This is a genomic window from Marinoscillum furvescens DSM 4134 (genome assembly GCF_003386095.1).
GTDB lineage: Bacteria > Bacteroidota > Bacteroidia > Cytophagales > Cyclobacteriaceae > Marinoscillum > Marinoscillum furvescens.
On record NZ_QREG01000003.1, the window covers coordinates 78,405 to 92,991 of the forward strand.

A 14,587-nucleotide genomic window follows, 5' to 3' on the forward strand; every position below is an offset into this window, starting at 1 on the left:
AGGTATTTCACTTTTCTTATTCGTTCAATTATTCCTCTGGAAGCTGCTGCAGCACCTCACGAATCGAGGCGTACATATCTTCCATCATGGCTTCTTTTTCTATAGTCTTGTAAAGCCAAACATTCGGGTTTTCAAAACTGGTAGCCTTTACCTCACTCGCCAGCGAGGGTTTGGCGATGGCTTCCACCAGGGCTACATCCCACAACACTCGCTCGTAGCGACCATCATCCAGGTGCGTGCGCCACCGATTTACGAGGTAGGCTCCCAGGGGATGTTCTTGCTCCAGTTCTTGCTGTGCGGTAGCGAATCGGGTGGTCATGGGCGCCACCACATTGATCGGCATGATGTGAAGCTCCACAGGTGTGGTAAGCATCAGGTCTACCGCCTGCGGATCCATCAAGGCATTAAAATCCAACTTCTTACATTGCATTTTTTCGAAATCATAAGTCGTGCCCAACCAATACACGCTGAGTTTGGGAGCATTCTCCGGCGCGATGTAGAGTGCAGAGGCCACATTAGTCAGTGCGCCCATAGCGACTACAGTGAGCTTATCACCCTCAGGTAGGGCTTTGGCCTGGGAGATTATTTCATAGGCTGCGGCGGAGTGTTGAGCCTGGTCGCCCCAGTCATACATTCTTTTATACCCACCTCGTCTCAGCTTAGTGGTTGCTATGGGCTTTAGGTATCCGGTCAGGATCATATTGAGCCGATGACTTTCTTCCATGGCTTCTGCCGGAGCCCACTGGCTAGCCTGCCATTGGGTTGCGTTGAGGGCAGTGATCTCCCACTGCGGCACACCAAAAGCACGAACGATGGCGTATAAGTCATCCACCTCGTTGGCAGTGTCTGCATCGAGGATTACCGGGATCTTCTCCTCTGCCTGCGGTACGTCAGCGAGGAGGAATGCGAAAAGTAGCGTAAGTAAAATCATAGAGCAATTAACACATTTTGCACACAATGCCTATCCAGCATTACCCGAATCACTTGCGCTGATGCTGCGGTGTTGTCAATAAAAGCGGTTCGATCACTTCACGAGCATATTGCTGCGGATCCATTTTTGGCACCACATACGAATGCTCCTTATCGGGTTCGCTTCGCCAGTAGTTGACTCCCACCTGGTCTACTTCATTGTATCCCTGATCTACTACCGTAAAATAGTCTGCCACCCCGGTTACCGCCAGTTGCACGGTTATAATGTCCCATATTGACCAGGGCTCCACTTTGGCACTAGACTCCATCCCGGTCCAGTCGGGGGGATTGGTGAAAAAATACTGATATCCACTTCGCAACAAGTGTGAGGCTGGCAGCTCGTTAATTCGGCTTCCCGTTCCATATCCTTCATTGATATGGCCAATTTTCCCACCATTGAAAATCATAGGTCGCGGGCAATTGGCAATCACATATTGACTAACTCCTGGTCCGCCCCAATGGAAATTGGCCTCTTTTCCGCCATCTCCTGGGTATCTACCTCCCATGATATAGCATGCTTTCACTTTTTGGCCTACCAGCTCCAGCCCAGACAAGTCAGAGTGCTCATCCGCCGTACTTTTAAACAAATAGTAAAGGTTGCTCAGCCGCCCAGTCACCACAATGGTGATACTGGTATCAGCACTGCTCGCCAACAACTGCCGATAAAGACTCGTAGCGTCTGGCGCTTCGTCATAGGAAAGGTCTTGTGGGTAGTTGGTGGCGAGGTGCCAGGTATATTCTTCTTTGGCAAATGGCTCCTCATTTTTATACGCCCCTACCGGCAAGTCACCCCTACCAAAATACGTATTTACTGCATCAATGCCAGACACATGATGCTCCATAGACCAGGATGACATCACCGCCTCGATGGAGCAAAGCCCACGATCGGCATAGACATGCAAAGCATATAATGCGCCCAGATCATCAATATCTCCGCCTATATCGGTATCGAGAATGATCTTCGGAGGGCTTTGCTCCATATGCTCTGGAATGAACAGGCATCCTGCCAACAAGAGCGCAAGACTCAGCGATTTTGCAACGAGGGCCGGCATCAGTTCAGTACAAGACGTTTCACAAACTGCGCACCATCTACATACAGGTGTAGTAGGTATACTCCTGAGTCAATACCGGTGAGGTCGAGACGTTTAAATTCATTTCCGGCGCCTGTTCTGATTTCACTACCCGACAGGTCATACAGTTTGTACGTGTACGTTCTGGCTCCCAGCACCTGCACTTTACCGTTCGCTGGATTAGGGTACAAAGAGATGTTCTGCCTGATGCTTGCACCGAGGGTGCGCTCTACTACTTCGGGATATTCGTAGCAGCCCATGTCTGGCTCAGCGGCTACCGGTCGTGCCAAACCATTAATGTCTATTTCAGCGAAGTTTTCTGTATTTCCTCTGTTGATAGCTGGACTGTTGGCTTCCAGCCCGAAATAGCTTTCAAAATCTGCTCTACTGGTAAACTGATCGGGGCGTTGTGGGTTTTTGAACCTGGGATACTCCTGTCTATTGCGCGCATAAAACACATTTGCTGCCATGGCCGGATCCACCGAACCAATGTCTCTATCTCCAACAACCAGATTGTTTTTCACTTCTGAAGTAGCGCTCGTATTGTACAATCTCAGGGCATACGTATACAGGTCTGGATCTTCTACGAAGATGTTATTGTAAATCTTCACATTTTGAGCTGTGTAGCCCTCCAGATCGCCTTTTTCGTGCCCATAGTCGTTGAGCACGTACAAGTTGTGCCAAAGGGTATTGTTTCGGACCGTCACATTGTCAGAGTTAAACATATGGATGCCACGTCCGCCATTCATGAAGCTCAGGTTGTTTTCAATAAGCGTTTCGGAGTAGTATCCGCCCGTTTGGCCCTCAGGATTGTTACGTGTATTTCGAAATAAATCGAGGATAATTCCATTGCCATCGGTAGGCACATCATGCCCCCCTGGAGTAAATGGTAGTCTACATTCGTTACCAAAAGCGATGTTGCGGCGGATGATGAAATGAAAACCGGGTTTCTGATCATGTTCTACAGGCAAGTAGTAGCTTATCCCACTACAGTTGTATTCACTGCGCTTGGCATTGTCCTGCACGATATTATCCTCGACCGTCACATAATCACTTCCTCTTGCGGAGATTCCATTGCATCCACAGTCATGCACGTAGTTTTTTCTAAATACAATATGATGACTCCTTTTACTGGCCTGCAGGCCGGTACCCTTCGTCGGGTTTTTCTGATAAAGCTCCAGCCCTTCTACTACCAAATAAGAAGACGTTTGGATCTCGACCAAATTACCCCAGGTCGGTGCTCCTTTCAAGGTGATTTTCGCACCCCATTCATTGATTGCAGCAATCATGGTAGGATCATCCGCAGTGGCATGAAGTGAGTCTACCACGATAGGATCAACATAGTAAGTGCCGTCAGCTATCCAGAGTGTATCTCCTGCCTCGAGCTGATCAATGGCATGATTGACAGTCTCCCAGGCGTGCGGTGCATCATTGGCTAATCCATCGTTGGAGTCATTACCATCTGTGCGCACAAAGTAGGTAGAGCTATAGGCTTCTAAGCAATAGCAATAGGCAGTAATGGCGATTAGCAGCCGTGCACAGGTCGTAAAATAGCTTTTTGATTTTGTCATAAGATTTCGAGTTTATCTGCGAAGCTTTTTTCCGGCAATTGAACCGGTTATTTCATTAAAATAATATCTGAGTACACCCCAGGGTTTTTCCAGGGCTCACCTCCTTCAGTATTCATTAAGGCTGTTTCCCGCTGCTCATGATCAGCATCATTGACCATAATCGCCATACCGAATACACTGCCCGACTTGAGGCTCAACGGACGGAGATTGGAAGTAGGGATGCGTAGCTCATAAGTAGTGATATCCTCATCTCGTACCACCGCGAGGGCCACATCATCCGAAAGCCCCTGCTTTAAAAATGCTGTTTGCCAGGAGGGCACATAGGCTTTGAAAGCTTGAGGCCCAGCGGGCGTCAGTGACAGTGACCAGGCATAGTCGTCTTCCAGATTTGGCGCCTCTGGCGTGCCATTGTTTTCCATGTCGAAAAACAACTGAATACCGTCGTTTTGATAGACCGCATTGCCTTCAAACTGCTGCAGGTGGATGTCGTCACGCACTTTTACAGCCAAATAAAAATGCTCATCATCCCAACTAGTGTACCATTTTACTGAAAGGTCGTCCGCCCCGTGGTATTGGTTTTTCTGGAAACTAAAGTGATCATCGGGCCCAAGCTCACCGGCCGATATTCCCGACCAGTCATCCAGCCTTCCATCAATTGTCAGCGGTTTTTTCAGGTGCTGACTCAAGACAATCTGTGAGTTTAGCTCTTTGGAGCTGAGTAAAACGCCTTGATTATCATATACCGAGACATTGGCATTTACGCCCAGTGTTGCGCCGGAATGCTCAGGTGCCTGTTGAAATCCAAGTGAAAATGTTTTTGCTTGCTGACTGGACAGCTCATATTTCTGACGAGATTTCTCTCCGTTGATGACGATTTCCAGATAGCCGTTGAGGGTTTCGTGGTATTGGTTGAATAGCTCCAAATCAAGGGTTTGCTCGTCGGCCAATTCGAAGGCAATCTCCAGCGCCTCCTTTTTTTCGTAGCGAATGTAGCTTTTCGCTAAAGCGGATTTTAGGGTAGCTAAATCTTCCGCTTCGAGCAGTTGTGGCATGTAGCTCAACTCCAGTAGGTCAAAGCCATGCTCACGAGATGTACGAAGTGCTCCTCCAAAAATGTTGGTAGCCTCCACATGCTCCTCCGGGTTAAAAACCTGCAATGTGAGCGGCTGACGATTACCCAGTGCCAGCTGACGATCAAAGTCCCACAAGGCGGCCATCGCCTGTCCTGAAGGGTCTTCAAACAGGTAGCATTTTATGGTTTTGCCCAGGCTTATTTCTTCCACGAAGCTGCTATTTCCAAGCTTCCGCGCTAAGCCATGATAGACCATAGCATGAGCCCTGGGCATCATACTTAGTGTCTCAAATCCAAGGTTTGGCAGCTGCCATTCGGTATTGGCACGGATACGTGCGGCATGCTTGAGTACAATCAGGGTAGTCCGTGCTCCCAGCGCAAGCCCCACAGGATATCCACTCAAATCTTCTGTGAAGGGAGGCATTTTGGAGTCAAAATGGCCTTCAAAAATGGTGGCATCAAACTCAAATGGAGGAAAATGCTGTTCCAGATAATGTCCACCTTCCGTAAGCCACAGCTCACCAGCAAAGCCGTAGCGATTGGCCATCCGTTCTAGTTTGGTCAGCGATTTGTCCAATGAAGGCAGCTCAGGGGTTTTCTGATAGGTATGAATCGCCAGCACATCAAAATAGTCCCCTCCGCCCAATCGCAGAACTTCTTCTACCCAGTCTAACGAGCCCTGGCTAATGTTGGCAAGGTCTGGAGAAACCACCACCGCGCCGGGTATGACCTCTTTGATCAAAGGATAGAGCCGCTCCATGTAGCGTACCAGCTGAGGCGGGTCATACATAAACGAGTGCTTCCACTTGTGCTCAGGCTCATTCACAATTTTCCAGTACTTGATGTGGCGGTATTGTGCCAGATAGTCACGCATACCAGCCATCACTGTATCGAGTGCAGCATCAGAAATCTCGGCTATCTCACGAAGCTTGAGGTAGTGTGGGTACCGCTTCATGATCGGGTATAGCACGGGCGCATTGATGGTCTCCCAAAGCGCTACATGGTCCGGATCCATGTGATTGTGACTGTTGTTGAGCATGATGCCCAGCCCTAGTCTTTTGTACAAGTCTACAGTTTGTTTATGATTGGCATTGAGCGTGCTTCCGTAGCCAAACAAGGCCTGATGCTTGAGGTCCTGAACCCCGGATTCGTCGATTACGGCATATCGAAATACCTCTACATCATCGAAATCATCGCCTTGCACATACAGCTCCAGCGTGTAGTAGCCTACCTCTTTGACGAAACTATTTAGGTCAGCTGACAATATCTCGCTGGAGCCAGCTGCCAGCTTCTTTTGGGCAAAAGCCTTTTCGTAGACTTTCTCTTTGAAAAAATGCCTCACTACCAGTCTGCAACGTACTGATTGACTGTTACTACTGATGTTAGTAAGGCTAAATGAAATGCTTTTGGGCTCACTGATGTCCACTACTCGCTCAAAAGAGTCCAGGCTCGCCACCACAGGCTTTAGTTCGAAAGGACCAGGTACCGTTCCCGCCTCCAGCTGAATGGCATCTACCCAGTAAAATGACTTGGTCGGCAAATCTTCATCCCATGGGGCCATCCAGTCTTGTCCAAAAAGCAGGGTAACGTATTCGTCCTTTGCTTCGAACTGAAACTCATACCGCTTCCACTCATCGGTTAGTGACTCTTTGGTCCCCTGACTCCAGTCTGCGTAGCGGGAAGCCGCATGAAAAATAATCTCAGCACCAGGCACCTCTGCTTTGGCATAAAAACTCACCGTATAAGTCTCGCCTATGCTTACTGGCACATAGTAACTGATAATGAATGGATGCACATAATTGGGCCACTGCCCTTTGGCCTTTAGCTGCGCGAGCAGTTCCTGCTGCCACTGATCGTGCTGTATGAGGTGATTCTGTTTTCGGTTGTCCCAAAGCGCTAGTCTGGCGCTATAGCGGCCATGCGCCGAAGTGGTAGAGTCTATCAGAAACCACTCCTGGTCATGATCGAGGTTTACAATTCGGGAATTGCCAGTGGATACTGTCGACCACAGGTGAGTCCCTTGCTCAAAACTCGGGTTTGGAAGCAAATTGACTTCTGATCCACTTTGCGGCATGAGCACCTTATTGAGTGCAGCATAGCTTTCCGGATCCTGGGCTTGATCTTGAGCCGTACCCGATCTCCCCATTAGCAAGAAGCCAACGAAAAAGACACTCAATATCCGAACCATTTGTTTCTTTTTCATTTTTTGAAAACCCATTTCTACCAGAGCTTCAAATCCCATTAATACTCAAACACCACGGCCGTATGGCACGTCAATTCGGGCACAACAACCTCCAGCCTGCCTGCATTGGTCTGAGGCGTCAATAGCTCACCTGAAGGCACCAAATAGGCGCGCTTGATGGTCTCAGGAAAATCCACAGATACAGGAATATCATAGACGGTAGGCAGATCTTCGATCACCCGCACTTTGCCCCGCTGAATAGGCGATGCATAAAGCAGGTGCACCACATATCGGTTTTTGTCTGGCTGATGCAGGAGGTTTACCCGTCCCATGCTCTGCATCGATACTTTCACAAAAGCCTTAGTTTGAAGCAGCTGAAATGCATTGTGAAACAGGTCTCGGTGGAGCTGAAGCCCCATTTCTTTAAACTGCTTGTCCAGGTCATGCGCAAAGTAGATCACATTGCCATTTCGGATGACCGCCGGATGTGGCGCATCTTCTAGTCTAAAGGGTGTGTTTTGATGCGACGAAAAATGACTTAAGGTACGCGAAAAGTAAGGTTCTCTCAGTCTAGCCAAAACCTCCGTGCCCTCACTAGGTTTCACGCGTACGGCCGGGTTGTAATTGAGGAATGGCGAGCGCACAAGATTTTCGGCTATCTGGTCATTCACCACGGTATAGTCTACGTCATAGTTAGCTTCTCCGAGATATGTCGCACCAATAGGCAGGATTGACTTACCATCACGAAAGGCCCCTTTCCCAAAAGCAATGACTTTCCCTCCACGAGCCACAAAATCGTCGAGGCGTTGCTGGTCTCTTTCCAAAATACCATCACTTGTCAGAACCAGCACCTCGATATCCGACCAGTCGTCCAGCAGGTTGACCACATTGAAGTTGATCTGATTTTGCACGAGCATGGCTACTGCTCCCTCCAGCGCCGGCTTGTCTCCACCCACATAGAGTCCAGTGGTAGCCAGGTGTTGAGCGCCTACTCCATAGCTCTCTATTTTTTTAGCATACTCAAAGGCATACCCAATATTTTCATAAGTGCTCATGTCCATCTCGCCAGATGGGTGTAGCTGATCCCCAATGTTGATATTTGCACCGTAAGCCACCATAGATGCCACCTCGTAGCGCAACGCATCTTTGGATTTAAAACCGCCAAATTCTCCCCATGCCGTATGAAACTTCCCACTCATGGCTACTATGTCTTTGCCCGTAGCAGCAAAATACTTGGACCTCCATGGAAACACATCATAGCCAAACCATGCGGTGGGCAGGTCTTCCAAATCCAGTTTGGTATTGAACCGGAACATTTTGTATTTGAAGTCCGCCAGCATTTTGCTATTAAACTCTGCGGTGGTACCATTCCAAAAAACCGAAATACCAGGCTTGTGCTTTTGGACGATTTCGAGCGTCTTCTGATAAAACGTCTCATAGCGCTCGATGGTACGTTGGTAAACAGCCTCCTCATCATTGATGTCTATTCCTTGCGCCTTATAATCAGCCCGGGCAGCAGCGTTGTAGTTGACCCTCCAGGGGGTATGTATATCAAACCAAATCCCATCAATGTCATAGTTTTTTACAATCTCCTCCGTTTGCAGATATATCTTCTCCGCATACGCTCCCATAGGCTCCAGGTAATGCCACCCGTCAAACGAATCATTTGGCCCTACATCTTTAATGCCGTCTAAAAACTGGCTCGATCCATCCTTGTTTTTCTGTACCCATTCCGGGTAGGCTTTTGCTTCCCAATCAGAATAGCCTACGGTAAAATAAATCTTGACCTTAACCCCAATTTCTCTGCATGCCTCTATTTGTGCTTTCATCAGGTCAAAATCCAAATGCGGGTGCATTTTGCCTACCTTGGTGTCATAATAGGACCATCCATGATGCCCTTTAGCGAAAATGTTGATAGCATTGACATTGCCCACTTTTAAGGCTTCCTGAAACTGCTCTTTGCTAAACTCCGCAGCTATGTCTTCGATGTGCTCAGAGGTATGAAAATCCAGGTGAATCTGTCTGGTGCCTTCCTGATTTTCGAGGGTGGTTTCGAGCTCCACAGTTGCTGTGTCTTTTGAAGGAGTACAACTCAACAGGAGAGAAAAAATGCAGATGGTAACTAACAGGTTTTTCATATCACTCAGGGTAAAAAATTGATCAATAGACAAAAGATTAGAACTCATGGATTTGGTCGAATAATGGCTTCAAAACATCCAATAGCAACACCTGCCTGCACGGTACGAGGATATCCTCCCAGGTCTTTGGCAGGTATGTCTCCAGTATAACCACTCCGAGCTGCCGGGCTGTCCCGGTTTATCCCAAACCAGGCACGAAGTGCAGCTGGAGTGACTGCTGGCGGAGTTTTATTCGGATTGGCCAGGCCGGCATAGCTTTGAGCTTCTACTGGATGCAATTGATTGTCTTTTACAAAAAGAGATTGCCCACAAAAGTCTACCGGACCAACGACCAGGTTGTTAAACACGCGGGTATTGGTGCTGTCATTGTCATAGCACCTCAGTGCTTTGGTTGGTAGCTCAGGATTTTTAACGATCAGGTTATTGTATATCTGAGAACCAGTAGAGTTGTCCAGGCTGATATCGCCGGGAAAATCCATATAATTGGAAAGCACATACAGATTATGAAAGCTCGTATTGTTGCGGATAGTCACATTGTCTGACTTGTATACAGCAATGCCCCGGCCGCCATTATTAAATGCGAGGTTATTTTCTACCAGCACAGCTGCATGATAGCCTCCTTCCTGACCACCACCCTGGGTATTGCGAAAATCATCGATGATGATGCCATTACCATCCGTCGGGTTCTTATGGCCATGAGGGCTAAACGCCAAATCACATTCGTTTTCAAACGCTACATTGTTTCTGATCTCGATGTGATAGCCCGGCTTTTGATCGTGCTCAATAGGGTGCCATACCGTGATACCGCTGCAATTCCACTTATTTCGTTTGGCATTTCCTCTGACCACATTGCCCTCAAAAATGAGGTAGTCGCTGGTGCGCGAGGCGATTCCATTGCATCCGCAGTCGTGTACATAGTTGTGACGGATGGTCACGTGGTGGGAGCCATCACGCACGTCTATGCCCACACCTGTATCTATGAGGTCAAAAATCTCAAAGCCTTCGATCACCACATAGGATGAATTGGTCACGTTGATCACAGCCAGGTCCTGATCAGCTGTGGTTTGCTGGGTGATAGCTGCCTGCCACCGGTTATTTGCAGATATGATGGTGACTTGCTCCGGTGATCCGTGCAGATTTTCGATTTTGAGCTCTTTGGTCACATACAGCCCATCTCCTACGTGCAGGTGATCCCCGGGCTCCAACTGAGCTACCGCATGGTCCAGTGTCTGCCAGGCGCCTGCTGGCGTATCACTTGTGCCAGGGTTGAGGTCATTGCCGTCTATGCGCACGTACAGATCTCGGGCACTTAGCTGTATAGCTAAAAGACTGACGGTGAGCAGGTACATGTATTTTTTCATCATTTTGGTGTTTAGCAGTCTCGTATCAGGCGGCCACCAGTTCTTGTTTTCGCTTCAGCACTACCCAGTTGTACACAGCCAGTAGCAAGGGCACGATGTGAATGAATGCCGAAACAATAAATAGCTTGGCTGCACTGCCATAGTAGTCATAGAGGTAGCCCATGAGCATGATGCCCACATACTGTCCGATACCGTAGGTCATGGTATAAAAGATCGTCTGGCCTGTGGTGACCAACTTTTTAGGCACATTGTCTGTCACGAAAGACACACAGGCAAGCGTAAAGAGGGCGATTTCGGAGTGGAGCACCTGGATGCCCACCAGCACAAATTCACTGCTGGTATTGGCAATGATCACCCAGCGGATCATACTCATGACAATGGAGAAAATAATGAGCAGGTGGATGCCAAACCATTTTTTGAGCTTATCAAAAAAGTACATGAATACGACCTCTGAAAGCGTACCTACACCCACACTGAGCCCTACTACTGAAGGTGATAGCCCCAGCGACTCCACCAACGGACCGTAGTACACCCAGTAGGCAGCGATGCCCATGATGTTGATCATGGCCATGATGTAAAATAACACGAGGTGGCTCTTTTTGAAAAGTGCCTTGATCTCATCCCAACCCGGACGGTCCTGTTTTTCTGCAGTGGTTTTCGGCAGACCAAGGGAGTTGAGAAACATCAACCCAAAACTTACCACAATCGCCACAATGACCGACACGTCGTTCCACGTTTTACCGCTAAGGTCTATGTAATATCCCAGGCACACAGAGCCTAAAAACCATCCTGCTGGCGCAAAAAGCCGCAGCTTTCCAAAATCGAGCCCGTGCTCTTTGGCACGAGTAGACGTCACTGCATCGAGGATGCCCATGATCCCGATTGAACAAAAAGAGTAAATGAAAAAAGAGCCAAATATGAACCAGTAATCCTTTAGGAACAGGAGCGGCACACTTCCTACGAATGTTCCAAACGAAAGAATCTTCAGGATGAGCTGTGGCTTCTGGATGCGATCGGAAATCCACCCCCATAGCAGAGGCACTCCTATCAGCCCGCAGAAAGCTCCAAGCGAAATAATAAAACTGATTTCTTTACCAGAAAACCCTTCTGTTTTGAGGTAGGTAGGCAAAAAGGCGCCCACACAGCCCAACCCCACGTGAAACAGGAAATAAAATGCCCGGATTACATTGTTCATAATATGGAATAGGTTAGAAAAATTCGGGATGAGCATACACTCACCCCGAGCACAAAAAAATTATTTCAAATCATCGAGAATATCCTGAAGTGCCACTTCAGCATAGCCGATGTAAGTGTCTGCTGCGCCGTAGTAGATTTTCACGATCCCGTCTTCTACCAGCACGCCACAGTTAAAGATCACATTGCCAAAGAACCCATTGATCTCATAGTCTTCCTCAGGAAGCATGATGGGGTTTTCAGATCTGGAAATGATTTTGGATGGATCCTCCAGGTCATACAGCACACCTCCCAGACAGTATACATTGTCCTTAGAAGCGCCGTGGTAGATTTCCAGCCAGCCTTCCTCCGTACGGAAAGGTACAGCACTACAGCCGATGCGGCCATCATCCCAGTAGCCTTCACGCGTACTCATGGAAAAATTATGATTTCCCCAGCAGATCAGGTCTGGAGATTCAGAAATCCAGATGTCTTTGAGTTTGTACTCCGCAGAGATCGGTCTACACAGCGCATAGTATTTGCCATTGATCTTTTCTGGGAAAATAGCCACGTCCTTGTTGTCAGGTGTGAAAATCACTCCCTTCTTTTCGAAAGTTTTAAAGTCTTTGGTAGTAGCCAGGCAGGTAGTCACGCCACCTATGGTGGAGCACGCGCTGTAGTTGATGTAATAGGTATCGTCTATCAGGGTGATGCGTGGATCTTCTATGCCATACATTTCGTACACATTGCTCGGCATCATGCACGGCTGCTCATCGATCTCAAAATCAATTCCGTTTTTACTCCTGGCTATACGGAAATGGGACATAGACGACAAGAAAATACGCTCCGGCGTGTAGATGTATCGAGAGTCGTGCAGACCGATACCCGGCATGTTTTTATCGAATGACTTTACGGTGATTTCATCCGTCTCGTGATCAAAATAAACGGTTCGCACCTCATCGTCATGACGAGCCTTTGGACGCTCAGCTACACGAAGCATTAGGAGCACGTCACCTTCGTAGCGAATCACCCCACAGTTAAACACGCATACTACTTCGAAATCCTCTCTGGAAGGCTTTACATCTTTTGGTGCGATGATCGGGTTTTTCTCCGATCGCTTCACGTTTAGTCGTGACGTGAGTGTTTTCTCAGCTGTAATCATTTGCTTTAAAATTTTATCTTAATTAATTACTAGTTCTTCTTTGATCAACCCGGCATCTGAAACGTCAATGGGTTTGATACCCAGTCGCTCAGCTGGTGAGCCTGCGGCAAAAACTACTTTGCCATCACGGTAGCTCTCCAGCATCGGGTCTTCGTTGGTATTGCCATCCTTCAGATCGATTTCGTAGGTCTTCATCACCTCATATTTGTTGAGATCTTTGGTGATTAGTTTTCCCTTACCGGAAAAGAGGATGTTGTCTTTCAACGTACTCACGGCAGCCAGATCAAACAGCTCAAAACCATCTCCGGCTACTACCACGTTTTTCTCGAAGGTATAGCCCTCACTACGCTCCATAGAAAACCATCCCTTGCCTTCTATGATGAAGTAGTTGTTGCGGAAAGTATTGTTCCTGGAAATATGGTTGTGACTTGGTCGAGGCACATTGATTTCCATGTTTTCCTCCACGAGACAGTCTATGGCTTTTTCGTCCAGATAATACGCCGAAGTACCTGCACCAGGGGAGTCCTTGATGTCCTTAATAAAGTTGTGCTTCACCAATGCATTGTTGCAGAAAGTGATGTAAATACCTGCTCCGTCGTAAAGATCCTGCATGGCTCTGTAGATCAGGTTTTTGGTAATCTTCAGGTTTTTGCCACCGGCACAAATGGCCGCATAGGGCACATCGTGGAGTTCGTTGTGCTGGATTTCACAGTCGGTGTAGGCCTGCCCTGGCACCCATTCCTCGGGTACATTAGGATCTGTAGCGCCCACATACAGAGCAATGGCACTTGGGAATGTACGCCCGATGTGATGGATGTGATTGTTGTAAACCACTCCGCGTGAACCTACCAGCCTGATGGCCCCTGCCCCAGCGTGATGGAGGTGGCAAGACGATATCTTGATGTTGTCCCCCGATGCTTTGATGCAATGAGCACCTACATTGTATAGGCTAAGGTTTTCCAATGTAACATTGTGGACATTGCGCAGGGAAATAGCACCATCAAATAGCTTAGCCCCAAATGCCCCACTCATAAGGGGGGCATTAGTACCTGATAGTGATAGATTCGCGATGGTAATGCCTGTAGTAACGTCTCCTTGATTATCCCCCACAATCAGCAGGTTTTCTACCATAGGAGCAATTACCTCCACTTCGTTCATATCTTCGTCTGGCAGTGGCCAATAGACCACTTCACCATTGGCTCTGTCCAGAAACCACTGACCAGGCTGAGTCATCCCTTCGATGGTGTTCCATACGATGTAGCGCTTTTCAAAATTGTAGGCTTTGGCAAAAGCTCCCGGAGGCCACCCCGATGGGTTAGAAAACGTAAGCGTTCGTGAGTCCCGATCGATGCCTTTGATACCTACAAGCGACTCGTCCCACATGTGAAAAATGGTGAGTTCGGCATTTGCCGGCTCAAAGTGCTCAGTCAAGTCTCCGTCTTTATATTTCAGTGTGGTAAGCTCTTCGTAAGTAGGCTTCCGCTCAAAGCCCCCTTCATAGGTGCTGAGCCAGGTCACATCAAAATCTGTCTCGTGAATCAGAAATCCCTCCTCTGGATAACGCGCTCTACTCGCATAGCGGTCATTGACAATCAGCATGCGAAAATCCCAGGAGCCATCTTTCACTTCAGGCACCTTTGCACTCCAAAGGTTTTCAGACTTTTGCTGCCAGCCATTAATTCGCTTGCCGCCAAACAATCTGGCGCCTTCTTCTCCACTAATCTTGAGGCCAGCATCCTCCGCACCCAGCACAATGGGCTCATCTAAAAAGTGGTCGCCTGCACCGAATGTGATGTTACGGTCTCCGGATTTTCTAGCTTCAGCCACAGCTGCAATGATGTTATCTCCTGCCTGTATGTGTATAGCCATTTCTTGTTATTCCTTAATTG

9 protein-coding genes are annotated in these 14,587 nt (G+C 48.1%); all 9 read right to left on the minus strand.

Features of this window, described 5'->3' with window-relative positions; all coding sequences use genetic code 11:
* Positions 1-28: 28 nt before the first annotated feature.
* From C7460_RS04195 to C7460_RS04235, 9 genes are read right to left on the minus strand one after another with little or no spacing between them, the layout of a single operon-like run.
* Complete coding sequence (locus tag C7460_RS04195; RefSeq protein WP_115866829.1) at positions 29-931, minus strand: nucleoside hydrolase; 903 nt, start codon at positions 929-931, stop codon at positions 29-31.
* Positions 932-980: 49 nt separating this feature from the next.
* A complete protein-coding gene (locus C7460_RS04200) occupies positions 981-2,021 on the minus strand; it encodes a nucleoside hydrolase (RefSeq protein ID WP_115866830.1) in 1,041 nt (346 codons plus the stop codon).
* Positions 2,021-3,610 carry a right-handed parallel beta-helix repeat-containing protein gene (locus tag C7460_RS04205; protein WP_115866831.1) on the minus strand — a complete coding sequence of 530 codons (1,590 nt, stop codon included), beginning with the start codon at positions 3,608-3,610 and terminating at the stop codon, positions 2,021-2,023. Before C7460_RS04205 ends, C7460_RS04200 begins: the two co-directional genes overlap by 1 nt.
* Before the next feature lie 47 nt (positions 3,611-3,657).
* The gene (locus tag C7460_RS04210) at positions 3,658-6,885 is read right to left on the minus strand and encodes a sugar-binding protein (RefSeq protein ID WP_170147882.1); all 3,228 of its coding nucleotides are present in this window, start codon (positions 6,883-6,885) and stop codon (positions 3,658-3,660) included.
* Positions 6,886-6,923: 38 nt separating this feature from the next.
* Entirely contained in the window at positions 6,924-9,050 is a 2,127-nt protein-coding gene (locus tag C7460_RS04215) for an alpha-amylase family protein (protein ID WP_115866833.1), read from the minus strand.
* Positions 9,047-10,366, minus strand: a complete 1,320-nt coding sequence (locus C7460_RS04220) for a right-handed parallel beta-helix repeat-containing protein (RefSeq protein ID WP_115866834.1) — start codon at positions 10,364-10,366, stop codon at positions 9,047-9,049. The genes C7460_RS04215 and C7460_RS04220 overlap by 4 nt, the downstream gene beginning before the upstream one ends.
* A gap of 22 nt (positions 10,367-10,388) precedes the next feature.
* Positions 10,389-11,558: an MFS transporter gene (locus C7460_RS04225; RefSeq protein WP_170147883.1), complete on the minus strand. Its 1,170-nt coding sequence runs from the start codon at positions 11,556-11,558 to the stop codon at positions 10,389-10,391.
* Between the two features lie 60 nt (positions 11,559-11,618).
* Positions 11,619-12,698: a glycoside hydrolase family 130 protein gene (locus tag C7460_RS04230; protein ID WP_115866836.1), complete on the minus strand. Its 1,080-nt coding sequence runs from the start codon at positions 12,696-12,698 to the stop codon at positions 11,619-11,621.
* An 18-nt stretch (positions 12,699-12,716) separates the two neighbouring features.
* Entirely contained in the window at positions 12,717-14,567 is a 1,851-nt protein-coding gene (locus C7460_RS04235; RefSeq protein WP_115866837.1) for a right-handed parallel beta-helix repeat-containing protein, read from the minus strand.
* Between the last annotated feature and the right edge of the window lie 20 nt (positions 14,568-14,587).